This window comes from Thalassovita taeanensis, from assembly GCF_900110775.1.
GTDB classification, from domain to species: domain Bacteria; phylum Pseudomonadota; class Alphaproteobacteria; order Rhodobacterales; family Rhodobacteraceae; genus Litorimicrobium; species Litorimicrobium taeanense.
On record NZ_FOEP01000003.1, the window covers coordinates 321,012 to 342,965 of the forward strand.

Sequence of the window (21,954 nt, forward strand, 5' to 3'; positions counted from 1 at the left end):
GGGTCTTGACCGGAGGCTAGGGGCAGAGTCTCAAGAGGGACTTAACGCAGCTTGGGAATCTCGTCAGGGATTTGTTCAAATTCGACAGATCCACGGGCCAACCCGGCGAAATCGAACAATTTCGGGTCCAGAAGGTGCGAAGGGCGCGCATTCATCAGCGCCCGGAACATCACTTGACGGCGACCGGGGCTGTTCTTCTCCCAGCCGTCCAGAATCTGCTTCACCTGCTGACGTTGCAGCCCATCCTGCGAGCCGCACAGGTCGCACGGGATGATCGGATACTGCATCGCGCGGGCGAACTTTTCGCAATCTTCTTCGGCGACATGGGCCAGAGGGCGATAGACAAACAGATCCCCCTCTTCATTCACCAGTTTCGGCGGCATCGTTGCCAAGCGCCCGCCGTGGAACAGGTTCATGAAAAATGTCTCAAGGATATCATCGCGGTGGTGACCCAGAACAACCGCGCTGCAGCCTTCTTCGCGGGCAATCCGATAGAGATTCCCACGCCGCAAACGCGAACACAGTGCGCAGAAGGTCCGTCCCGCAGGCACCTTATCCATCACAATGCTATAGGTGTCCTGATATTCGATCCGGTGCGGTACGCCCATCCGCTCAAGGAACTCCGGCAGGACCGTCGCCGGAAAGCCCGGCTGACCCTGATCCAGATTGCACGCCAGCAGATCGACCGGCAGCAACCCGCGCCATTTCAGCTCGTGAAGCACCGCCAACAAGGTATAGCTGTCCTTGCCGCCTGACAGGCAGACCAGCCAGCGCGTGCCGCGTTCAATCATGCCGTATTGTTCGATCGCCTCACGCGTATGCCGCACGATCCGTTTCCGCAGCTTGCGGAACTCGGTCGAGGAGGGCGCGCCGTGGAACAGCGGGTGAATATCGTCAGCATCATCAAGCATCCCGCTCCTATGCCAAATCGCGAGGCACGGGGGAAGGGGGCAGATGCGGCGGCGGCGCAGAAAACCGCAAAACAGCCTTAACCCTTGCCTGACAGGGCAGGCTTTGCCACTCTGACTGCATTTACCCAAAGGGATTATCATGGACGTGGACCCGCCCGATCCGCCCGAAACCACTGATCGCGCGGAGTTTGACGAGGCGCGCGGCGCGCCGGTTGCTTTTGGTGCGCTGCTGTTTGGTTTTGGGCTGGCGGCGGGGTTTCTGCTGGCGTTTTCCGGGTATAGCATTCTGCAAGACAGTGCCGGGCTGATCGTTACGGTGTTTTTGTCGGCGATTTTTGTGATTGGGCTGCTCGGGTCGCTGGCGATTCTGTTGCGAAAACCCTTGCTGCGGCGGGTTTTCGGTATCGCCGATACTCAGCTGCAACGCTTCGCTGATCCGCTGGCGCAGGTCGCTGAGGGTGCCGTTGACCGCGACCCGCACCGTGCCACCGCCGCCGCCCGCCAATTGGTGCGGCTGGCGTTGGCGCGCTATGCGTGGTTGTCGACCCGGCGCTGGATCATCGCTTCGCTGACCGGGCTGATCGCCGCGATGGCGGCGCTGGCGGGCACGGCGCTGCTGTTCAAGCAGAACGAGCTGCTGGCGGTGCAGTCACGGCTGATGCAGGAGCAGAACGACAAGCTGCAGGCTCAATCGGCCTATTTGGCGCAGGATGTTCAGCTGGCCGAGGCTGCACGAAATGCCGAACTCGCGGTCGAGATCACCAATATCGCCGATCTGCTGGGACAGGCCATGACGCGCGCCGTTGCGCGCGATGGTGGCCCCCCGCAGCCGGATGACGGATGGGGCGCGCGTGTGCCGGTGCTGGATCCGTTGCGTGATCTTGATCCGCAGTTGGTGATGCGGATTACCTCCGCCTCGCGGGCGGTAAAGCCTTACCGGTTTCTGGACCCTCGCCTGCGCGCCCATGACGATGCCGACAAGATCCGCGTCGCGATGGAGCGGCGGCGGGCCGCGCTGCCCGTGGCTTTCAGCACGCTGCAGGGGGTCTTCGACTGGACCGAACCCCCGCCCGAGGATCGCCTGATCCCGCGCCCGGCCAGCCCCGAGCGTGCGCAACTGTTGCAAACGCTGATCCGGGCGGGCCTGCGGGATTACGAGGCGCTGAATTGGTTCGGGTTGGATTTGTCCTTTGCCTACGCCGAGGATACGGACTTGCTGGGGATCTCGATGCAGGGTGGGCAGCTCAGCTATGCCCGGTTTGATCGCGCGCAGGTGATGGAAAGCGACTTCCGCAGTGCGGCGCTTGAAAATGCCTCGTTCCGCAAGGCGGTGCTGCGCGACAGCCTGTTTTCTGCAATCTCTGCCAACGAGGCCAAACCGCCCTACCAGCTGGCAGAGGGAATATATCCCACCGCTTTGGCGGGGGTGGATTTCTCAAACGCCTTCCTGTTGCGCTGTGATTTTTCGGGGGCAAATGCAGGGGCCGCCAACTTCGATGGCGCAACCTTCAGCGGTGGTGCGTTTTCCGGGGCACAGTTGGGCGCGGCGACGTTCTTAAACGCCGTCCTTCTGGGCACTGATTTCGACGGAGCTGATCTGCGCTCGGTCGATTTTGATGGGGCTTTCGTGTTCGCCGCCGATGCGTTGAGCCAACTGGCAGATCAGGCCGCGCCCGGCAGCTTTCGCGTCGACCGGTATGAACAGGTCCCTGCAACGCTGGAGGATGTGTTCCAAGTGCATTCGGCATTTCTGTTTCTCACCGAAGAGGCGATTCTGGCGCAAACTGGTGCTCGGGATGTCTGGCGGCTGCGTCGGGTCAAACCGTTTGAAGCTGACTAATTCAGGGCAGCAGGTGCCTATTTGGGCTTTTTCGGATCGGGCACCGGGTCATACCCGTCTGACCCCAACGGATGGCACCGCCCGATTCGCCGCGCCGCAAGCCAACTGCCGCGCACCGCGCCGTGTTTTTCCAACGCCTCCAGCGCATAGGCGCTGCATGTCGGCTGAAACCGGCAATTGAACCCGACCCACGGCGAAAAAATCAACCGATAGGCGCGGACGGGTATGGCAAGGATATGGGCCAGCGGGGACATTACCCCTCCTGATGCAGCTTCTTCAGCGCATAGATAAGATCTGTTTTCAGATCTTCAAAGGGGCGCTCGGCCGTCGCGTTGGCGCGGCCGATCAGCACATAGTCCCACCCGGCGCGCCCATGGATGGGAAGAATCATCCGTGCGACCTCGCGCAGGCGACGCTTGGCACGGTTGCGTGCCACGGCGTTGCCGACCTTTTTGGAACAGGTGAACCCCACACGTATGCCCACGGGCAACTCGTCTGCGCGGCGCTTTCGCGCCTGCACCATCATGCCACGGGTTCCCTGCCGCTCGGCGCGTGCCGCGAGCAGGAAATCTGATCGGTTCTGAAGAACCGTCAGGCAAACGGAAACCGCCGGGGGCGTGTCCCTTTGTCTGGCATTGGTGCCATCCACGGGTGCCTCCGGCGGTGTCATCTATCCGTCTTGGTCTGGCGCTTACGCGCTCAGATCCTTGCGGCCACGTGCGCGACGTGCGTTCAGAATCTTACGACCTGCTTTGGTGGCCATGCGTGCACGAAAACCGTGACGCCGCTTGCGAACCAAGTTCGAGGGTTGGTAGGTGCGTTTCATCGCTCCGTCTCCAAGTTATCTGGGGCCACGCCGAACGGAATCGTCGGTGCCCGTGCTATCCGAAGCCCGGTCTATAGGGGGGAGTCTCTGACAAGTCAAACACCCCATGACGGTTTTGCAACAAAAATCCCGCAGCACCCCGCGATATGTTTCATTCACACCGGGGAACAGCGAAAACCTTGCGGGATTGGTCACCCATGATCAACCCGCTGTGATGGGCCTGTCAAATCGGCGGCCAAACCCGCATCTTGACCGTCACAGCAACAGGACACCCGATGCAAAGCCCCTTACCTCCGCCTACGCCCCGCCGCAGCCTGATCCGGCACCTGCCTCTGCTGTTGATTCTGGTCGCGGCGGCGATCGGGGCCGTGACCCTTGGCGATTGGCTCAGCTTCGAAACCCTGCGTGACCACCGGGCCGAGCTGATCAGCTTCCGGGATCAAAATTACCCCCTTAGCGTGGCGCTGTTCATGCTGGCCTATACTGCGATCGTTGCTTTTTCGCTGCCGGGGTCGGCGGTCACCACCCTGACCGGCGGGTTCCTGTTTGCCACATGGCCCGGCGTGCTGATCAATATTACCGCCGCCACGCTGGGGGCGGTGCTGATATTTCTCGCGGCGCGCTGGGGTCTGGGCGTGCGCCTTGCTGCGCGGATGGACAATGGCACGGGCGCGATCAAGCGCCTAAAAGACGGCATCGACAACAATCAGTGGCCGATGCTGTTCCTGATCCGCCTCGTGCCTGCCGTGCCGTTCTTTGTTGCCAATCTCGTGCCCGCGCTTGTGGGGGTTCCCTTGTCGCGCTTCGTGATTTCGACCTTTTTGGGCATCATCCCCGGCGGCCTGGTCTTCACCTCGGTCGGCGCGGGCCTGGGAGAGGTGTTCGAGCGGGGCGAAACCCCCGATCTGGGGCTGATCTTCGAGCCACACATCCTGTTGCCGCTGCTTGGCCTTTGCGCGCTGTCAGCGCTTCCTATCGTCATCAAGGTCCTGAAGGGCCGGAAAGGCATCGTATGACCCGGATCAAAACTGACCTTCTGGTGATCGGCGCAGGCTCGGGCGGGTTGTCCGTCGCCGCAGGCGCTGCCCAGATGGGGGCCGATGTCACCCTGCTTGAGGGGCACAAGATGGGGGGGGATTGCCTGAACTATGGCTGCGTTCCGTCCAAGGCGCTGCTGGCCGCAGGTCACGCCGCCCATGCCATGACGCAGGGTGCCGCGATGGGTATCACCCCGACCGTGCCAGAAATCGACTATGCCGCCGCCAAGGATCACGTCGCCCGCGTCATTGCCACCATCGCCCCCGTCGATAGCCAAGAACGGTTCGAGGGGCTGGGCGTCCGCGTCATCCGCGAGTTCGGCGCCTTCACTGGCCCGCGCATCGTGCAGGCGGGCGACACCACCATCACCGCCCGTCGGATCGTTGTCGCCACCGGATCGTCGCCGCTGGTGCCGCCGATCCCCGGCCTTGCCGATGTGCCGTACCTGACCAATGAGACCTTGTTCGAGTTGCGCGAAAAGCCCGAACATCTGCTGATCATCGGCGGCGGTCCGATTGGAATGGAAATGGCGCAGGCCCATGTCCGCCTCGGCTGTAAGGTCACTGTGATCGAAGGTGCGACAGCGCTTGCCAAAGACGACCCCGAACTGACCGCTATCGTGCTTGAGCGCCTGCGCGCCGAAGGCGTCACCATCGCGGAAAACGCGCTGGCCCAGCACATCACCGGGCAGGGCGGTGCGATTACTGTCGAAACCTCGGCTGGCAGCTTTACCGGGACCCACTTGCTGATCGCCGTGGGGCGTAAACCCAATATCGACCGGCTCAACCTTGCCGCCGCCGGGATTGCGGCCACGAAACAGGGCATCACAACCGACGCCCGCCTGCGCACCACCGATAAACATGTCTATGCCATCGGAGATGTGGCGGGCGGGCTGCAATTCACCCATGTCGCGGGCTATCATGCCGGGCTGATCATCCGGCAGGTGCTGTTTGGCTTGCCCGCCAAGGTCCAAACCGCGCATATCCCGTGGGCCACCTATACCGACCCCGAGCTGGCCCAGATTGGCCTGACCGAGGCGCAGGCCCGCGAGACATACGGCGACAAGCTTGAGGTTGTCCGCGCTGACTATCACCACAACGACCGCGCCATCGCCACCGGGCAGACCACCGGTCTGATCAAGGTGATGCTCGTCAAGGGGCGTCCTGTCGGGGCCTCAATCGTTGGTGCGCAGGCAGGCGAACTGATCACGCCATGGTCGCTGGCCATCGCCAATAACCTTAAGATTTCGGCCCTTACCAACATGATTGCGCCTTATCCGACCATCGCAGAGCTTAACAAGAGGGCTGCGGGTGCCTATTTCTCTCCCAGACTGTTTGATAATATGATGGTCAAACGGGTCGTGCGGCTGGTGCAACGCCTGCTGCCCTGACCCGTGTGATGGAGAGCAAATGCTGAACTCGCTTTCGGGCCGATTCCTGATCCTGACTGTCATCTTCGTGATGCTGGCCGAGGTTCTGATCTTTGTGCCCTCCATCGCCCGCTTCCGCGAGGATTACCTGCTGTCGCGGCTTGAGCGCGCGCAGATCGCCAGCCTTGCGCTGCTGGCCGATGATATGATCTCGCCCGACCTCGAAGAGGAACTGCTGCGCAATGCCGAGGTGTTCAACGTCGTGCTGCGCCGCGACGAGGCCCGCCAGTTGATCCTGTCGTCGCCGATGCCGCGCCCGATCGACGCAACGTTCGATCTGCGCGATGCCCCGGCCTTTGCCCTGATCCGCGACGCCATGTCCGAGCTGTTCAACCCCGAACCGCGCGTGATCCGCGTCATCGGCAACCCGGTGCGCGAGGCCGGTCTGCTGATCGAGATCACGATGGAAACTCAGCCCCTGCGCATGGCGATGATCGACTATGGCCTGCGTATTCTGTTGCTGTCGGCGGTCATTTCCAGCTTCACGGCGGTTCTGCTGTTCATGGCGGTGCGGGCGTTTCTGGTCAAACCGATCAAGGGTGTGGTCCGCCACATGCAGTCCTATGCTGCCAACCCCGAAGACGCGCGCCGTATCATCATGCCCACCGCCAGCGTGCGCGAGTTGCGCGAAGCCGAAGAGGCGCTTGCCTCGTTGCAAACGCAGATGACCGGCGCGCTCAAGCAAAAAGAGCGGTTGGCGCAACTTGGTGGTGCCGTCGCCAAGGTCAGTCATGACCTGCGCAACATGCTGACCAGCGCACAGCTTTTCACCGATCGGATCGAGATGTCAGAGGACCCGTCGGTCAAGCGGCTTGCGCCCAAGTTGGTCAACTCGATCACCCGCGCCGTCCACCTGTGCGAATCCACACTGGCGTTTGGTAAGGCCGAAGAACCCGCCCCGCGACTGTCCCGCGTCTTCCTTGCCGATGTGGTCAGTGATGTGATCGACAGCGAACGGCTGTCGGTGGGCGAGCATGATATTTCCTTCGCCGAAGACATACCTTCGACCCTGATCGTACGCGCGGATTCCGAGCAGCTGTACCGTGTGATCTTCAACCTCGTGCGCAATGCGCGCCAGGCGATCATGCAATCGGGCGAGCCCGGCGAAATCAGCGTCAGCGCCACCGAGGATGAAACTCAATGGATCATCCGCGTCTCTGATACCGGTCCCGGCCTGCCGACCAAGGCGCGCGCGCACCTGTTCACCCCGTTTCAGGGCGGCGCCACCAAAGGTGGTTCGGGGCTGGGGTTGACGATTTCCCAAGAGCTTGTCCGTGGTCATGGCGGTACGCTCACGCTTGAACAGACTGGCCCCGATGGCACGGTTTTCGCCATCTGCCTGCCGCGGGGCAGCGCCGTCGAAGATATCCCCCACTTGGCGTGATGGCGGTTCGGGGTTTTGATGTTACGAGTTTGAAAAATAACAATATTTCCCCGCAAGCGACCGGATGTGAACTTTCTGTAACTTTTGCGCTTGCATTGCACTGGGGTAGGGGCTAAACCCCGCGTCGATGGATTGGTAGCTCAGTTGGATAGAGCACTTGACTACGAATCAAGGGGTCGGGGGTTCGAATCCTCCCCAGTCCACCACTTACCCTTGATATACGACGACAGATGACTTGCGACGCGACGCAGGCCCGTCTGTTGGTGGAAAATATCCCCCTTTGAGTGAAGCTCTGCCAATGACATCATTGGCATTCCGCTTCGTCAGCACTGGTTGAGGAAAGCGCTTTCGCCCTAGTCAGAGCCGCTTCCGAGCGTTCAGAGCCGCGGTGATGGTGCCGTCATCCAGATAATCCAGCTCGCCACCGATCGGTACGCCCTGCGCCAGAGAGCTGAGGGCTGCGCGACCACCAAGCTCGTCTGCGATGTAATGCGCGGTGGTCTGGCCGTCCACGGTGGCGTTCAGCGCGAGGATGACCTCGGTGATGCCTTCAGTCGCAACGCGGTCGATCAGTTTGGGAATGCGAAGCTGTGACGGACCGACCTGATCCAGCGCCGAAAGCGTGCCGCCCAGAACGTGATAGCGGCCTTTGAAGGTGCCTGAACGCTCCATCGCCCAAAGGTCGGCCACGTCCTCGACCACGCACAGGATGCCGTTGGCGCGTTTTTCTGAAGCGCAGATGTCGCAGATGTCACTCGTGCCGACATTGCCGCAGTTCAGGCATTCGCGGGCAGTGGCGGCGACGGTCTGCATCAAGTCGGCCAGCGGGGTCAGCAGCAGTGCCCGTTTGCGGATCATGTGCAGCACAGCGCGACGGGCCGAGCGCGGGCCGAGACCGGGCAGTTTGGCCATCATCGCGATCAGGGCATCAATGTCTCGGGTGCTGCTCAAGGGGCGGTGCCTGTGTTGACCGGGGGCCTCCGGCGGGGATATTTGGGAAATGTGAATGAAGGGTTCGGGTCAGAACGGCAGCTTCATGTCTTTGGGCAGGCCCATGCCTTCGGTCAGTTTTCCCATTTCGGTCTGGGCCTTTTCATTGGCTTTTTGCTGTGCGTCCTTGATCGCGGCGAGGATCAGGTCTTCGACGACTTCCTTATCGTCCGCCGAGAAGATCGACGGGTCAATGTCGAGGCTCTTGAGCTCGCCCTTGACGGAACAAGTGGCTTTGACCAGCCCGGCGCCGGATTCACCCGTGACGGTCATGGCGTGCATTTCCTCTGTGAGGGACGCCATCTTGGTCTGCATTTCCTGAGCTGCTTTCATCATCTTGGCCATATCGCCAAGGCCACCTAAGCCTTTGAGCATCTGATTTCTCCTGGGTGTCTGTTGTGAGGTAGAGATATGGAGCGCGTGAGGGCGCGACAAGGGGCGCTGTTAGGTGTCCTCGAAGGGATCCCATTCGTCTTCGACCTCTTGCAGGGCGTCGGCCTGAGCTTCGGCCGCGAGGTCTTGTGGGGTTCGGATCTGGGTGATGCGGGCCTTAGGGAACGTGGTAAGCACGGCCTGCACCAGCGGATGGGTTTCCGCCTGAGTGCGCAGCGAAGTTTCGCGGGCGTTGCGTTTTTCGTCGATGGTTTCGCCGCCGCCGGCATTGACGAGCGTGACGGCCCAGCGGCTGCCTGTCCAGAGCTGCAAACGACTGCCGAGGCGCTGAGCGAGATCGGCGGGGGCGCTATCCGTGGGCTGGAACTCGATCCGACCAGGCTGAAAAGCGGCCAGGCGCAGGGTTGTTTCGACTTCGACCAGAAGGCGCATGTCGCGGTGGGCGCGGATCAGCTCGACGACGTGGTCGAATGTGGGAAAGTGTGCCAACACCTGATCGGGCGCTTGGGCAAGTGCGGTTGCCGCCCCGTTGGCCTGAGGCTGGCCTGCCTGTCCGAGGGTCGGCGAGGCGTGAGCAGACCCCGCTCCAGAGGTTGTCCTCCCGCCCGCCGCAGGCGAGCTTGCGCCATGTGCAAGACCTCCGCCGCCGCCGTCGGCGGGGCCGGAGGGTGGTGGCATGTCCTGCAGTTTACGCACCAGCTCTTCGGGGCTGGGCAGGTCGGCGACGTGGGTCAGGCGGATCACGGCCATTTCGGCGGCCATCATCGCGTTGGGGGCGTTTGCGACTTCATCCAGCGCCTTGAGCAACATTTGCCACATCCGGGTCAGCGGGCGCATGGGAAGTTTTTCGGCCATGCCCTGCCCGCGGGCGCGTTCGTCGGGCGACACGGTGGGATCATCAGCGGCTTCGGGAGTGATTTTCACCACGCTGATCCAATGGGTGATTTCGGCCAGATCGCGCAGCACTGCCATGGGGTCGGCCCCATCGGCATATTGCGCGCCGAGCTCTGAAAGTGCAGCCCCGGCATCGCCGCGCATGATCATGTCAAAGAGGTCAAGCACGCGGCCCCGATCGGCCAGGCCAAGCATGGCGCGGACCTGATCGGCGGTAGTTTCGCCGGCCCCGTGGCTGATTGCCTGATCCAGCAGCGAGGTGGCATCACGGGCCGAGCCTTCGGCGGCGCGGGTGATCAAGGCTAGCGCATCATCGGTGATATCAGCACCTTCGGCGGTGGCAATTTTGCGCAGCAGCGCGATCATCACCTCGGGCTCAATCCGGCGCAGGTCGAACCGCTGGCAGCGCGAAAGAACGGTGACGGGAACTTTGCGGATCTCGGTCGTGGCGAAGATGAATTTGACGTGGGCGGGCGGCTCTTCCAGCGTTTTCAGCAGCGCGTTAAACGCACCGGTCGAGAGCATGTGCACTTCGTCGATGATATAGACTTTGAACCGGGCCGAGGCAGCGCGGTAATGCACCGAATCGATGATCTCGCGGATGTTGGCGACGCCAGTGTTCGAGGCCGCGTCCATCTCCATCACATCAACATGGCGGCCTTCCATGATGGCCACGCAATGTTCACACTGGCCGCAGGGCTCGGTGGTGGGGCCACTGGTGCCATCGGGGCCGATGCAATTCATGCCTTTGGCGATGATTCGCGCGGTGGTGGTTTTGCCGGTCCCGCGAATCCCTGTCATGATAAAGGCCTGAGCAATGCGATCAGCCTCGAACGCGTTTTTCAGGGTGCGCACCATGGCGTCTTGTCCGACCAGATCGGCAAAGGTTTCCGGCCGGTATTTCCGCGCCAGTACCTGATAGCCTGTCTTGGGTGCGTCGCTCATGTGGGCCTCTTTTCGGGTGTCGCGGGCAACCTAAGCTGCGGTTGCGTCCGCGTCCAGCGCGTGGGCAGGATTTCCAGACTTTAATGCCGGTGGAACTGCTGTAAGGTCTGATTGGCATTCCGACGAAGGGGACAGTGATGCGATTGAAGAATGTGCGGGCCAGCCGCAATGTTGAGGATCGCCGCCGGACCGGCGGCCGCGCCGGGGCACAGATTGGCGGGGTCGGATTGCTGATTGTGCTGGCCATCGGATATTTCGCCGGGGTTGATGTGACACCTTTGCTTGAGGGGCAGGGCGGGCAGCAAAGCGCGCCGCGCGAGTTGAGCGCCGAGGAAGAGCGGGCGGCAGAGTTCTCGTCGCGGGTGCTGGCCACGACCGAGCAGGTCTGGGGGCAGGTGTTTCCGGAGCACTTGGGGCGGCAATATACGCCGCCGGTTCTGGTGCTCTATTCCGGGGTGACGCAGAGCCCTTGTGGTGGCGCCAGCGGGGCAACCGGGCCGTTCTATTGCCCGGCGGACAAGAAGGCCTATCTGGATACCGAATTTTTCGCCACGCTGTCGCGGCAGCTGGGGGCGAAAGGTGATTTCGCTGCGGCCTATGTGATTGCTCATGAGGTCGCGCATCACGTGCAGAACGAGCTGGGCATTCTGGGGCAGGTGAATCAGCGCCGTCAGGCCGTAGGCGAGGCGCAGGCCAACGCATTGACGGTGCGGTTGGAATTGCAGGCGGATTGTCTGTCGGGCGTCTGGGCGCAGGCGGTGGATGGCTTGCTGGAGCCCGGCGACATCGACGAGGCGTTGAACGCTGCCCGGATGATCGGGGATGACCGGTTGCAACGGCAGGCGGGGCGCGTGCCGCAGCCGCATACCTTTACCCATGGCACCTCAGAGCAGCGGTCACGCTGGTTTGCGACCGGGTACAAAAGCGGTGACGTCAATCAATGCGACACGTTCAGCGCCAGGAAGCTTTGACAGATGTCGGACCTGGTCCTGCACGCGCTGCATGTGGCCGATGGGATATTGGCGCTATCGCCGCTGCCGGGGCAGGGCGGGCGCTATGCCGAAGATCTGGAGCATTTGCTGGAGTGGCGTCCGGCGATGCTGATCTCGTTGACCACGAAGGCCGAGATGGAAGCCAGAGGCGCCGGGACGCTGGGCCCCGATATGCAGGAACACGGAACCCGTTGGGTGCATCTGCCGGTCGAGGATTTTGGAACGCCCGGGCCAGAGGTTCGGGGGCGCTGGCCGGAGGTCAGCCGTGCGGCCCTGTCAGCCTTGCGCGGCGGCGGGCGCGTATTGGTGCACTGCAAGGGCGGCTGTGGTCGGTCGGGTATGGTGGTTCTGCGGTTGATGGTCGAGGCGGGTGAAGAGCCGCAAACGGCGCTGAAGCGCTTGCGCGCGCGGCGCCCCTGCGCTGTGGAAACTCAGGCGCAGATGGACTGGGCGCTTATTCCCACTCCATCTGGCTAAAGACTTCCTGCGCGTTGCGCCGCGCCAGAGTGTCGAAATTTTCAAGGCTGGCGAAGGCGGATTGATCCACATCGACGGCACCGAAGATATCGCCGCCCTCCTCGATATAGGCTGCGATCTGCTGGCGCAGGTTGGCAAGGTAATCGCGCGTATCATGGGTTGCGGTGGCCAGATCGGTAACAGGCCCGTGGCCGGGCACGATATGGGCCGGGTTAAGTGCTGCCATGGCATCGAAGGTGTCGAGCCAATGGGCGGAATTGGAAAACTCCATCACCCCAAGGATTCGCCCAACATAGACGATGTCCCCAGTGAACATGGTCGCGGCGGCGGGATGCCAGACAAAGGCGTCGCCGGGGGTATGGGCACCGTGCAGATGGCTGAGGTACAGTGTGGTGCCACCAAGGGTCAATTCATAGTCGGTGTCAAAGCGGATGTCGGCATAGGTGGGACTGGTCCCCGCCAACGCCTCAGCACCGATCAGCACCGACAGCGCGGTCAGTTGCATCGACGCGCGGGTGGTTTGGTCCGCCACCGCATCGGCAGAGGCAATGATTTGCGCGCCGTGTTCTTGCCAATAGCCGTTGCCAAGCCAGCGATGATCCTGCCCGCCGGTGTTGATGACGAAGCGCACGGGTTGATCGGTAAGGTCTTGGATCACAGCGTGCAGCGCGGCGGCTCCGGCATAGCTGCCGCCAGCGTCAATCAACACGGCCCCGTCCGGTGTGACGATCAATCCGTGGGTTGAGTTGTTGCCAAGATTTTGCGGGTCGCGCTGTGTCGTGGGGCCGACGATCGCCCAGGCGTCGGGGGTGATCTGCTGAGGCTCCAACACGGGCGCGGCGGCCAGCGGGGCAGCGAAGACGGAGGCGATCAGAAGCAGGATGCGCAGCATTGTGTGACCTTTGTCTTTGGGAGTGGTCAGAATGGTGGCGGCAGTGTCCCCTTGGCAATGGCTCTATTTGTCGCCCTTCTTGCCGCGCTGTTCGGCCTGAATGGCGCGGTGGCTGCGGGTAAGGGCACGGGCGCGTTTCCGGTCCATGCCCATGGTGGTGGTGTTCAGCTTATCCTCGGACTTGAGCTTGCGCCAACGCTCGACACGCTCGGCGCTGACGGTGCCCGCATCAATGGCGGCCTTGACCGCACAGCCGGGCTCGCTGACATGGGCGCAATCGCGGAACCGGCATTGGCCTGCCAGCTTGAAAATGTCGTCAAACAGCACATCAATGCCGCCCGCCACATCATGCAGTCCCAGTTCGCGCATCCCCGGCATGTCGATCACCAACCCGCCGCCCGCCAGCAGATGCAGCGACCGCGCGGTGGTGGTGTGGCGACCTTTGGCATCATCAGCGCGGATGTCGGCCGTGGTCTGATCAGCGCCGGTCAGCGTGTTGATGATCGTTGATTTGCCGACACCAGAGGAGCCTACAAAGGCCACAGTCTGCCCCGGCCCGCACCACGCGCGCAGCTGATCGACCTGCGCGGGATCTTTGGCGTTGATCGCCAGAACGGCGATGATTTTATCCGACAACGCGGTGGCCTGCGCCACATAGGCGGCCGGGTCGTCGCACTGATCGGCCTTGGTCAGCAGGATCGCGGGGTGAATGCCCGCATCAAGCGCCAGCACCACATAGCGCTCCAGCCGTGCAAGGTTGAAATCGGCGTTGCACGAGGTGGTGATGAACAGCGTGTCGACATTGGCGGCCAGCAGCTGGGCCTTGGCCTCGACCCCCGCCGCGCGACGGCTAAGCTGCGACGTGCGCGGCAGGATGCGCATGATTTGCGTGGTTGTGGTGTTGGCCACCACCCAGTCACCAACGGCAACATCCGCAGCACTGAGGTCGTTGCTATAGCTCAACCGTTGAGGCCCGTCGGGGCCAAGGCCGGTGGCCTTGTTGCGTTGCACCGAGGCGATGCGCAGCGGCGTCAGCTCGGCATCCTCGTCGGTCAGCTGTGCTGCGAAATGCGGCGACCACCCCAGCGCGGCAAGCGGGTCGGGGGCATCAAAGGACGTACCGGTCAAAGCGGTGACCGAAAGGGCGGCGAGGTGTGCTTCATATTGCGAGAGATCGCGCCTTTTGCCCCGTAGGGCAAGGGGGCGCACGCGGAATTCTGCCCGCTGTTGCAGACTGAGATCCGCGATGTGGCCCATTCGGGCGCAGCTTTGGGGGTAAGGTGAGAGGCTGGACAACGACCCAAGCGGGGCTCGTTACGGCTGCTTCCTTCCGGATCTGACCGGGTTGGCGAGGTGCCTGCCCGCGCCAACCTCTCAACCGGGGATATATGGCGGGGCGCGCAGAGATGCAAGTGGGGCGTTGTTACAGGTGCAGGCGGAACCGGGCATGGCCACCCGGCCCCCGCCCGGCGGCTGTGATCCGGCGGTTGGCGACATTTGGCAGGTGGCTCAGCGCACGCGGGGCGCTGTCGAACGTCGCGGTGGTGTCGGGCAGTGGGGCAAAGTGCCAGACGGGGGTGGGCGGCATGTCGATCCGGCCGGTATGGGCGACGTAATCCTGAAGCACCTCGCGGTTGCTTTGCGGGACGTCCAGCACAATCCGGTTGGGGCCGGTCCCGGCAAAGCCCCCGCCGCCGCCCGCGCGATAACTGTTGGTGGCCACGATGAATTCCTGCGCCGGATCGACGGCGCGCCCCTGCCACATCAGCCGCGATATGCGCTGTGCGCCGGGCGCGACAAGGGCGCCTTCAATGCTATAGCGTGAAGGTCTGGACAGATCGATATCATAGCTGAGGCCGTGGATGACATCGAAGTTGTAACAAGGAAACAATGAGTTAAGAAGGGGCTGGTCCTGCGCGCCGGGCGTCATCTGGTTGAACAGGCCGACTGATCGCTCCAACCAAAAGGCAAGCTCTGCCCCGCTGCAGCGCACGGCGCGCAGATCGTTGGGAAACAGGTAAAGATCGGCCAGATTGCGCAGGCTAAGCGGACCGGCGGGCACATCGGTGAAATGCTCTGGCCCGGCATGGCCCCCAGCCTTGAATGGCGCAGCGGCCGACAGCAGCGGGAGGTTGGCATGCGGCGTGCCGCGCAGCAGATCGGCCACACGCCAGGCCTGTGCCTGCGCGACGATCTGCACCGAGGGATCATCGGCCACCATCGAGAAATAGCTGTGTAGCGGCTGCGCGGTTTCGCCGACGGGCTTGCGGATATGGTTCAGCGTACGACGGTGGTGATCTTGCACAGTGCGTAGAATCAGCGGTGATTCCGGGGTTGTGGGAACAATGTCGTCCCTGTCGTTGCGGATATAGATCGGGCGCAGGTGGGTGGCGTGGTGATGTGCGCGCCAGCTCCCGGTGCTGTCTTGCTCAAGCGCCAGATCGATCACACCCAGATGCGAGCCCCAGAAACCGGCCATTACCGCCGGTTTGCCGTGAATCGTGCCGGCCCGCGAATCAACATTGTCGATGCCTTCGAACCGGGGGCCGGGAAAGGTCAGGTGCTGATGTCCGCACAACACGACGTCAATGCCGGGAATTGCAGCCAGCGGAATACCTGCATTTTCCATATGCGGGCTTTCCTGCGCGGCCCCGATGCCGGAGTGATTCAGCGCGATAATGATATCCGCGCCTTCTGCCTTCATTTTCGGAACATAGGCGCGGGCGGTTTCCAGAATGTCGCGCACGCCCAGTTGCCCCGCGATATGGCGGTGATCCCAGATCTCGATCTGTGGCGGCACAAAGCCGATCAGGCCGATGTTGAGGCTGCGGCTTTGGCCGTTGCCGTCACGCAGCTGGCGCGTCTCGATTCGGTAGGGCGGAAGCAGCGGTTCGTCCTCGGTCGGGGTGGGGCCAAGGCGACGGGCGACATTTGCCAGCACAACAGGAAACGCGGCAGAGGCCAGCGCACCCAGCAGGAAAGGCAATCCATAGTTGAACTCGTGATTGCCCAAGGTGCCCGCATCATAATCAAGCGCGTTCATCGCGGCGATCATCGGGTGCGGCGCGTCGGTTGCGGTCTGGACGTTGGAAAAATGGTCGCCCATCGGATTGCCCTGAAGGAAATCGCCGGTGTCGAGCAGCAGGGTATTCGCGGCCTCGGCTCGGGCTGTTTCGATCAGCGATGCGGTGCGCGACAGGCCCATCATGTCATTTGGGCGGTCCGCGAAGTAATCATAGGGCAGCAGATGGACATGAATGTCTGTCGTTTGCAAAATTCGCAAATGGATTTGCGTCTTTGCTGTCGCAAAGAAGGGGGGCTGAGACTGGTGCAAAGCGGGCCTTGGCATTGAGTTGAGGAATACGAGAAATTCTAAATTATCAACTTGGGGTGGAATTGCGATAAGAAATAAGCACTTTATCGACAAAAAGAATGTGAACAAAAAAGCCACAGGGTCATTCGACTAAAATGTAACCACACAAGGGATCCGTAAAAAATACAGATGAATCCCAAGACGTTTTTCCCCATAACCGGTCCGACAATGGCCGCAGGGAACATTTTGCGGATACACGAGGTGCCGAGGAAGGGAAAGCCATGAGAATTGCCGAGACGGTCACATTCGGGGGGTCTGGACTGGACCGGGCCGCCGAATTGCGCGGGGATCCCGTGGCGCTGGAGGCGATGCGCGCGGGCGCAAGCACGATCCTGCTGTGGCGCGGCAAGCCGCTTGTGATGGCGCACCCCGACCGCAGCGCGGTGGTGGTGCGTTTGCCGCTGGATCATCCGGTTCTGGCAGAAGCGGGGCAGGCGGCGTTGTTTCTGGGGCGAGAGGACGGCAAAGCGGTTTTTGCGCATGACCTGTCCGGCTGGACGCCTGAGAACACGGACGAGGCCGCGCTGAACAGTTTCCTGGATCGAAGCGAACAGCATCATCCAAGCCTGCCGCCAGAGATGCGTTTCGCGGAATTGCGCGGTCTCATGACGCGGATCAACCCGCGCGATGCCGAGCTGTCGGCGACGGCGCGGGCGCTGTTCAGCTGGCACCGCAGCCACCGCTTTTGTGCGATGTGCGGGCAGGAAAGCGCTGTGGCGATGGCCGGATGGCAGCGCGATTGCGCCGCCTGTGGTGGGCATCATTTTCCGCGCACCGACCCGGTGGTGATCATGGCGATAACCGATGGCAACGACATCCTGATGGGGCGTTCGCCGGGGTGGCCCGAGGGGATGTATTCGCTGCTGGCGGGCTTTGTGGAACCCGGCGAGACGATCGAGGCCGCCGTGCGCCGCGAGGTCTGGGAAGAGGCTGGCGTGCGCGTCGGTGCGGTCAGTTATCTGGCCAGTCAGCCCTGGGCGTTTCCATCCTCGTTGATGATCGGGTGCCTGGGACAGGCGACAAGCCGCGAGATCACCATTGACCCCAAAGAGATCGAGGATGCCCGTTGGTTCAGCCGTGAAGAGATCGCTTTGGCGTTTTCCGGGCAACATCCGATACTTATGCCTGCGCGAAAAGGCGCAATTGCGCAGTTTATTCTGCGGAACTGGCTTGCGGACCGGTTGGATTGAGGCGACAAATGGGTTACTTTTGTATGTGACCCTCAAGATACGAGTAACCTGATGAAATTCGCGACAAAAGAAGATATCGAGGCCCCGATCCAAAGCGTTTTTCTGATGGTGTCGGATTTCAACGGGCTTGAGCGTGCGGCTCTGCGCCGCGGCGCAGAGGTGCAGCGGATCGACGGTATGACGGCGAATGGCGTTGGGATGGCTTGGGATGTGAGCTTCATGATGCGCAGCAAGCTGCGCAATCTGCGTATCACTCTGGCGGAATATGATCCGGCGAATGCGATGGTGTTTCAGGCGGCGTCGGCCGGGCTGAATGGGGTGATGGCCGTTGATCTGGTGGCGATGTCGCGCACCCGCACCCGGATGGCGCTGGAGATGGAATTGGAGGCGACGACTTTGTCGGCGCGGCTGATGTTGCAATCACTGAAACTGGCGCGCAACAAGCTGAACAAACGGTTCCATCTGCGGGTCGCGGATTATGCGACCGAGTTGGAAGCACGCTATAAACGCAACTGCTGAGGTTTGAGGTCTGGGGCAAGCGTGCGGGCCTGAATTGGCCGGTTTAACCCCCTGCACAAACCATACACACGTCATGCACATCCCATGCATATCGCAGGTGCAGCATTTTCACAGAAGATGCGCGCCGCCTTTGGTCCAGCCGTGTGCAGGTCTTCGCAGGCACTGGCCCCTGACCGTGGCATGTCAGGATGGCCAGAGGGGCGTGCAAAGATTTTCGCGCTTCAGCTGGATGGGAACCCTTGTGGGGCCAAAATCAGTAGCGTTTCGAATCTGCCGGGTAGACGCCGAGGATGGAGGTTTCGGTGGTGAAGTAGGCGAGTTCGTCAAGTGCCAGTTTGACGTTGGCGTCTTCGGGGTGGCCTTCGATATCGGCATAGAATTGCGTCGCGGTGAAGGAGCCGCCGACCATGTAGCTTTCGAGCTTGGTCATGTTGACGCCGTTGGTGGCAAAACCGCCCATCGCCTTATAGAGCGCGGCAGGGATGTTGCGGACCTGAAACACGAGGCTGGTCATCATGCCGTCGGCGCCACGGCGGGCGTAATCGGCCTCGCGGGACATGATCAGGAATCGGGTGGTGTTGTTGCCTTGATCCTCGATATGCTTGGCGAGCACATCCAGACCATAGATTTCACCGGCCAGTTCACCGGCCAGCGCCGCGAGCGACGGGTCGTGCTGTTCGGCGACATGTTTGGCAGAGCCGGCGGTGTCGGCGCCGACGATGCGGTGAATGTTGTGGTCGCGCAGGAAATTCTTGCACTGACCCAGCAGGACAGTGTGGCTCATCGCGGTTTTGACCTGATCCAGCCGGGTGCCGGGCAGGGCGAGCAGGTTGATGTGCACCCGCACGAAGGCCTCGTCGATGATATGCAGGCCGGAATCGGGCAGCAGCGAGTGGATATCGGCCACGCGGCCATAGGTGGAGTTTTCGACCGGCAGCATTGCAAGGTCTGCATCGCCGTTGCGGACCGCATCGATTGCATCTTCGAAGGTGCGGCAGGGCAGTGCCTCCATCGTGGGGCGTGCCTGATGGCAGGCCTGATGGGAGTAGGCGCCCGGTTCGCCCTGAAATGCTATGCGATTGGTCATAGTGTGGTTTTCCTGTCAGTTTGCGCCCCAAGGGCGTTTGGTCGCGGAAACTACACCTTGCGCAGGACAAGGTGAAGCGGATACATACGCGCCGACGGACATGAAACGGACGGGCGAACCATGCTTGACACGATGACATTCACCAAGGTCGTTGGCGCACTTTGCGGCACGCTTTTGATCTTCCTGCTGGGCAGCTGGGCAGCGGACACGCTCTATACCACGGGCGGCGGTCACGGCGACCACGCGGAACAGGCCTATGTGATCGATACCGGCGAAGCAGACGGCCACGGCGCTGCTGAAGCCGAAGAAGGCCCGGATTTCGCAACCCTGCTGGCCTCGGCTGATGTCGAAAGGGGCGCCAAGGTGTTTTCGAAGTGCAAGGCCTGCCACAAGCTGGAAGAGGGCGCGAACGCCACTGGCCCGTCGCTGTACGGGGTTGTTGGCCGCAAGGTTGATTCGCTTCCCGGCTTTGGCTATTCCGGTGCGCTGGAAGCCGTTGCCGAGGTTTGGGACCCCGAGAATCTTCAGGAGTTCCTAGCCAACCCCAAAGGGTTTGCACCGGGCACCAAGATGTCGTTTGCCGGTCTGAAAAAGATCGAAGATCGCGCCAACCTGATTGCTTATCTCGACAGCATCGACGGCTGATCTGATCAGTACTGAGATTTTTGAGGGCCGCTTCCCCGCCGGGCAGCGGCCTTTTGCATGGGCGGGGCAATGATTGTGTCAATCACGGCGATCTCACGCATTCTCAACTTGAACATGGGCCAAGCTGCGCTTTAGCTTACATAACGCATAAGAGCAGGCCCGCAGCGGCCCGTCGCAGGAGGATGAGCAAATGAACCGCACCCGGACCCGTGCACAGGCTGCCGAAAAAGCCGCCCCACAGGCGATGCGGCTGATCCTGACCGCGTTGATGGCGCTGGGCATGGCGCTGATGGCGCTGCCTGCGCTGGCGCAGGACAAGATGATTGACAGTCATGGGTATTCCTATTTCGGTGATCTGAAGTATCCGGCAGATTATCCGCATTTCGACTATGTGAATCCCGAGGCGCCCAAGGGTGGCGAAATCGCGCTGTGGGCGCCGGGGACGTTTGATTCAATGAACCCCTACAGCCGCAAGGGCCGGGCCGGGCGGTACAGTTGGATGGTGTATGAAAGCCTGCTGGGCGAAGAGCCGTCGAGCGGCGGCGGTGCCCCTGCGGATGTGAATGGCGAGATGTACGGGCTGTTGGCCGAGCGGCTGGAATATCCTGAAAGCAAGGATTGGGTGATTTTCCACATGCGCCCCGAGGCGCGGTTTTCCGATGGCACCCCGGTTACGGCGCATGACGTGGTTTTCACCCACAACCTGTTTCTGGAGCAGGGGCTGCCGTCTTATGCGCAGGCCGTGGCCAAGCGGGTTCTGACCGCCGAGGCGCTGGATGATCACACGGTGAAATTCACCTTCGCCACCGGAATTTCGCGCCGCAGCCTGATTGATCAGGTTGGCAGCACCCCGGTGTTTCCGCGCAAGTGGTATGAGGACAATGACGCCCGCCTGGACGAGCCGCGTCTGGATGCGGCGCCCGGTTCGGGGCCCTATGTGCTTGACAGCTATGACGTGAACCGCCGGATCGTGTATCGCCGCAACCCTGATTACTGGGGGCGGCATCTGCCGATCAATCAGGGGCGGCACAACTTTGACAGCATCCGCATCGAATATTTCGCCGACGATTCCGCCGCGTTCGAGGCATTCAAGGCCGGGGAATACACCTTCCGCGCCGAGGGCAATTCCAAGCAGTGGGCCACCGGGTACGAGTTTCCGGCAGTCACGAAGGGCTATGTCAAACGCGAAGAGCTGCCGGATGGCACGCCGCCCGAACCTTCGGGGATCGTGTTCAACCTGGGGCGCGAGATTTTCAAGGACAAGCGGGTCCGCGAGGCCGTGGCGCTGGGGTTCAACTTCGAGTGGACCAACGCCTCGTTGCAATATGGGCTGTTCAAGCAGCGGAATTCCTTTGTGCAGGGGTCGCATCTTGAGGCCAAGGGCGTGCCCGAAGGGGCGGAGCTGGAGCTGTTGAAATCGCTGGGCGATCTGGTGCCTGCCGAACTGCTGACCGAACCTGCTGTCATGGCGCATACTTCGAGCGCTGATCGGCTGACGGATCGGCGCAACCTGCGCCGGGCGATGAAGCTGTTGGACGCGGCCGGGTGGCCCGTGGGCAGCGACGGCATTCGTCGCAATGCCAAGGGGCAAAAGCTGACCATCGACTTTCCGATGTCGTCAAGCGGGTCGGCGACGATGGATGCGGTGGTGGAAACCTTCGTGAAAAACCTGGTGGCGATGGGGATCGACGCGCATTCCGAAAAGGTTGACCCCTCGCAATTCACGCTGCGCACGCGGGATCGCGATTATGACCTGGTCTTCGACGGCTACCGCGCGTTTCTGGATACCGGCACCGGCTTGATGCAGATGTATGGATCGGGCGAGGCGGCGTTCAGCCTGTTCAACCCCGCCGGGCTGGCCAGCCCGCTGGTGGACAAGCTGATCGATATATCGCTGGAAACCACCACGGTTGAGGATCGCGACGTGACCCTGACCGCGCTGGACAGGGTGCTGCGGTACGAGCGGTTCATGATTCCGGTCTGGTACAACGACAAGAATTGGGTCGCCTATTGGGATATGTTTGAACACCCCGCCGAATTGCCGACCTATTCGCTGGGTGTGCTGGATTTCTGGTGGTTCAACGCAGACAAGGCCGCCGCGTTGAAAACCGCGGGCGCGCTGAGGTAAG

21 protein-coding genes, 1 tRNA gene and 1 other RNA gene are annotated in these 21,954 nt (G+C 61.9%); 11 read left to right on the forward strand and 12 right to left on the reverse strand.

Going from position 1 to position 21,954, the window contains the following annotated elements; genetic code table 11:
* Positions 1-41: 41 nt before the first annotated feature.
* Positions 42-911, reverse strand: coding sequence for a tRNA 2-thiocytidine(32) synthetase TtcA (gene ttcA, locus BSF79_RS06275; RefSeq protein WP_090268996.1), 870 nt, complete (start codon positions 909-911; stop codon positions 42-44).
* A gap of 139 nt (positions 912-1,050) precedes the next feature.
* Between ttcA and BSF79_RS06280 the strand changes: the two genes are divergently transcribed.
* On the forward strand, positions 1,051-2,751 hold the full coding sequence (locus BSF79_RS06280) for a pentapeptide repeat-containing protein (protein WP_090268997.1): 1,701 nt from the start codon (positions 1,051-1,053) through the stop codon (positions 2,749-2,751).
* 17 nt (positions 2,752-2,768) lie between these two features.
* Here BSF79_RS06280 and yidD read toward each other — a convergent pair whose 3' ends face one another.
* The 3 genes from yidD to rpmH are packed head-to-tail and all read right to left on the reverse strand — an operon-like array spanning position 2,769 to position 3,577.
* On the reverse strand, positions 2,769-3,005 hold the full coding sequence (gene yidD, locus BSF79_RS06285; RefSeq protein WP_090268998.1) for a membrane protein insertion efficiency factor YidD: 237 nt from the start codon (positions 3,003-3,005) through the stop codon (positions 2,769-2,771).
* Complete coding sequence (rnpA, locus tag BSF79_RS06290) at positions 3,005-3,421, reverse strand: ribonuclease P protein component (RefSeq protein WP_090268999.1); 417 nt, start codon at positions 3,419-3,421, stop codon at positions 3,005-3,007. Before rnpA ends, yidD begins: the two co-directional genes overlap by 1 nt.
* A gap of 21 nt (positions 3,422-3,442) precedes the next feature.
* The gene (gene rpmH, locus BSF79_RS06295; RefSeq protein WP_090269000.1) at positions 3,443-3,577 is read right to left on the reverse strand and encodes a 50S ribosomal protein L34; all 135 of its coding nucleotides are present in this window, start codon (positions 3,575-3,577) and stop codon (positions 3,443-3,445) included.
* A gap of 275 nt (positions 3,578-3,852) precedes the next feature.
* Between rpmH and BSF79_RS06300 the strand changes: the two genes are divergently transcribed.
* The 4 genes from BSF79_RS06300 (at position 3,853) to BSF79_RS06315 (ending at position 7,634) form a co-directional block, all read left to right on the forward strand.
* On the forward strand, positions 3,853-4,593 hold the full coding sequence (locus BSF79_RS06300) for a TVP38/TMEM64 family protein (protein ID WP_090269001.1): 741 nt from the start codon (positions 3,853-3,855) through the stop codon (positions 4,591-4,593).
* Positions 4,590-6,005 carry a dihydrolipoyl dehydrogenase family protein gene (locus tag BSF79_RS06305; RefSeq protein ID WP_090269002.1) on the forward strand — a complete coding sequence of 472 codons (1,416 nt, stop codon included), beginning with the start codon at positions 4,590-4,592 and terminating at the stop codon, positions 6,003-6,005. Before BSF79_RS06300 ends, BSF79_RS06305 begins: the two co-directional genes overlap by 4 nt.
* Positions 6,006-6,024: 19 nt before the next feature.
* A complete protein-coding gene (locus tag BSF79_RS06310; RefSeq protein ID WP_090269003.1) occupies positions 6,025-7,428 on the forward strand; it encodes a sensor histidine kinase in 1,404 nt (467 codons plus the stop codon).
* 129 nt (positions 7,429-7,557) lie between these two features.
* Positions 7,558-7,634: transfer RNA gene (locus BSF79_RS06315), tRNA-Arg, on the forward strand.
* Between the two features lie 151 nt (positions 7,635-7,785).
* On the opposite strand, the gene recR is transcribed toward BSF79_RS06315, so the two are convergent.
* The 3 genes from recR to BSF79_RS06330 all read right to left on the reverse strand — a co-directional run bounded on the left by recR (position 7,786) and on the right by BSF79_RS06330 (position 10,650).
* Positions 7,786-8,379 carry a recombination mediator RecR gene (gene recR, locus BSF79_RS06320; RefSeq protein ID WP_090269004.1) on the reverse strand — a complete coding sequence of 198 codons (594 nt, stop codon included), beginning with the start codon at positions 8,377-8,379 and terminating at the stop codon, positions 7,786-7,788.
* A gap of 69 nt (positions 8,380-8,448) precedes the next feature.
* Complete coding sequence (locus BSF79_RS06325; protein ID WP_090269005.1) at positions 8,449-8,793, reverse strand: YbaB/EbfC family nucleoid-associated protein; 345 nt, start codon at positions 8,791-8,793, stop codon at positions 8,449-8,451.
* Between the two features lie 69 nt (positions 8,794-8,862).
* Positions 8,863-10,650: a DNA polymerase III subunit gamma/tau gene (locus tag BSF79_RS06330; protein WP_090269006.1), complete on the reverse strand. Its 1,788-nt coding sequence runs from the start codon at positions 10,648-10,650 to the stop codon at positions 8,863-8,865.
* 137 nt (positions 10,651-10,787) lie between these two features.
* On the opposite strand from BSF79_RS06330, the gene ypfJ reads away from it, so the two are divergent.
* Entirely contained in the window at positions 10,788-11,621 is an 834-nt protein-coding gene (ypfJ, locus tag BSF79_RS06335) for a KPN_02809 family neutral zinc metallopeptidase (protein ID WP_090269007.1), read from the forward strand.
* 3 nt (positions 11,622-11,624) lie between these two features.
* A complete protein-coding gene (locus BSF79_RS06340; protein ID WP_090269008.1) occupies positions 11,625-12,119 on the forward strand; it encodes a protein-tyrosine phosphatase family protein in 495 nt (164 codons plus the stop codon).
* On the opposite strand, the gene BSF79_RS06345 is transcribed toward BSF79_RS06340, so the two are convergent.
* The 4 genes from BSF79_RS06345 to BSF79_RS06360 all read right to left on the reverse strand — a co-directional run bounded on the left by BSF79_RS06345 (position 12,097) and on the right by BSF79_RS06360 (position 16,360).
* On the reverse strand, positions 12,097-13,011 hold the full coding sequence (locus BSF79_RS06345; protein WP_090269009.1) for an MBL fold metallo-hydrolase: 915 nt from the start codon (positions 13,009-13,011) through the stop codon (positions 12,097-12,099). The two genes, BSF79_RS06340 and BSF79_RS06345, sit on opposite strands and share 23 nt — an antisense overlap.
* 63 nt (positions 13,012-13,074) lie before the next feature.
* Complete coding sequence (gene rsgA, locus BSF79_RS06350) at positions 13,075-14,139, reverse strand: ribosome small subunit-dependent GTPase A (RefSeq protein ID WP_245776332.1); 1,065 nt, start codon at positions 14,137-14,139, stop codon at positions 13,075-13,077.
* Between the two features lie 150 nt (positions 14,140-14,289).
* Positions 14,290-14,388, reverse strand: an RNA gene (ffs, locus tag BSF79_RS06355) — signal recognition particle sRNA small type.
* 46 nt (positions 14,389-14,434) lie between these two features.
* The gene (locus tag BSF79_RS06360; RefSeq protein ID WP_090269011.1) at positions 14,435-16,360 is read right to left on the reverse strand and encodes a bifunctional 2',3'-cyclic-nucleotide 2'-phosphodiesterase/3'-nucleotidase; all 1,926 of its coding nucleotides are present in this window, start codon (positions 16,358-16,360) and stop codon (positions 14,435-14,437) included.
* A gap of 245 nt (positions 16,361-16,605) precedes the next feature.
* Here BSF79_RS06360 and nudC point away from each other — a divergent pair, with 245 nt between their 5' ends.
* Both nudC and BSF79_RS06370 read left to right on the forward strand, forming a co-directional pair.
* Positions 16,606-17,574, forward strand: a complete 969-nt coding sequence (gene nudC / locus BSF79_RS06365) for an NAD(+) diphosphatase (RefSeq protein ID WP_090269012.1) — start codon at positions 16,606-16,608, stop codon at positions 17,572-17,574.
* Positions 17,575-17,625: 51 nt separating this feature from the next.
* Complete coding sequence (locus tag BSF79_RS06370; protein WP_090269013.1) at positions 17,626-18,093, forward strand: SRPBCC family protein; 468 nt, start codon at positions 17,626-17,628, stop codon at positions 18,091-18,093.
* Positions 18,094-18,346: 253 nt separating this feature from the next.
* On the opposite strand, the gene BSF79_RS06375 is transcribed toward BSF79_RS06370, so the two are convergent.
* Positions 18,347-19,180 carry a prephenate dehydratase gene (locus tag BSF79_RS06375; protein WP_090269014.1) on the reverse strand — a complete coding sequence of 278 codons (834 nt, stop codon included), beginning with the start codon at positions 19,178-19,180 and terminating at the stop codon, positions 18,347-18,349.
* 120 nt (positions 19,181-19,300) lie between these two features.
* On the opposite strand from BSF79_RS06375, the gene BSF79_RS06380 reads away from it, so the two are divergent.
* Both BSF79_RS06380 and BSF79_RS06385 read left to right on the forward strand, forming a co-directional pair.
* Positions 19,301-19,825 (forward strand): c-type cytochrome, encoded by a 525-nt coding sequence (locus tag BSF79_RS06380; protein WP_090269015.1) that lies wholly within the window; start codon positions 19,301-19,303, stop codon positions 19,823-19,825.
* Between the two features lie 244 nt (positions 19,826-20,069).
* Positions 20,070-21,953, forward strand: coding sequence for an extracellular solute-binding protein (locus BSF79_RS06385; RefSeq protein ID WP_245776334.1), 1,884 nt, complete (start codon positions 20,070-20,072; stop codon positions 21,951-21,953).
* Position 21,954 lies beyond the last annotated feature (1 nt).

Coding starts and splice junctions, on each gene's coding strand:
- ttcA (WP_090268996.1), bottom strand. CDS start 911: ATGCTTGATGATGCTGACGATATTCACCCGCTGTTCCACGGCGCGCCC.
- BSF79_RS06280 (WP_090268997.1), top strand. CDS start 1,051: ATGGACGTGGACCCGCCCGATCCGCCCGAAACCACTGATCGCGCGGAG.
- yidD (WP_090268998.1), bottom strand. CDS start 3,005: ATGTCCCCGCTGGCCCATATCCTTGCCATACCCGTCCGCGCCTATCGG.
- rnpA (WP_090268999.1), bottom strand. CDS start 3,421: ATGACACCGCCGGAGGCACCCGTGGATGGCACCAATGCCAGACAAAGG.
- rpmH (WP_090269000.1), bottom strand. CDS start 3,577: ATGAAACGCACCTACCAACCCTCGAACTTGGTTCGCAAGCGGCGTCAC.
- BSF79_RS06300 (WP_090269001.1), top strand. CDS start 3,853: ATGCAAAGCCCCTTACCTCCGCCTACGCCCCGCCGCAGCCTGATCCGG.
- BSF79_RS06305 (WP_090269002.1), top strand. CDS start 4,590: ATGACCCGGATCAAAACTGACCTTCTGGTGATCGGCGCAGGCTCGGGC.
- BSF79_RS06310 (WP_090269003.1), top strand. CDS start 6,025: ATGCTGAACTCGCTTTCGGGCCGATTCCTGATCCTGACTGTCATCTTC.
- BSF79_RS06325 (WP_090269005.1), bottom strand. CDS start 8,793: ATGCTCAAAGGCTTAGGTGGCCTTGGCGATATGGCCAAGATGATGAAA.
- BSF79_RS06330 (WP_090269006.1), bottom strand. CDS start 10,650: ATGAGCGACGCACCCAAGACAGGCTATCAGGTACTGGCGCGGAAATAC.
- ypfJ (WP_090269007.1), top strand. CDS start 10,788: ATGCGATTGAAGAATGTGCGGGCCAGCCGCAATGTTGAGGATCGCCGC.
- BSF79_RS06340 (WP_090269008.1), top strand. CDS start 11,625: ATGTCGGACCTGGTCCTGCACGCGCTGCATGTGGCCGATGGGATATTG.
- BSF79_RS06345 (WP_090269009.1), bottom strand. CDS start 13,011: ATGCTGCGCATCCTGCTTCTGATCGCCTCCGTCTTCGCTGCCCCGCTG.
- BSF79_RS06360 (WP_090269011.1), bottom strand. CDS start 16,360: ATGCCAAGGCCCGCTTTGCACCAGTCTCAGCCCCCCTTCTTTGCGACA.
- nudC (WP_090269012.1), top strand. CDS start 16,606: ATGAGAATTGCCGAGACGGTCACATTCGGGGGGTCTGGACTGGACCGG.
- BSF79_RS06370 (WP_090269013.1), top strand. CDS start 17,626: ATGAAATTCGCGACAAAAGAAGATATCGAGGCCCCGATCCAAAGCGTT.
- BSF79_RS06375 (WP_090269014.1), bottom strand. CDS start 19,180: ATGACCAATCGCATAGCATTTCAGGGCGAACCGGGCGCCTACTCCCAT.
- BSF79_RS06380 (WP_090269015.1), top strand. CDS start 19,301: ATGCTTGACACGATGACATTCACCAAGGTCGTTGGCGCACTTTGCGGC.
- BSF79_RS06385 (WP_245776334.1), top strand. CDS start 20,070: ATGCGGCTGATCCTGACCGCGTTGATGGCGCTGGGCATGGCGCTGATG.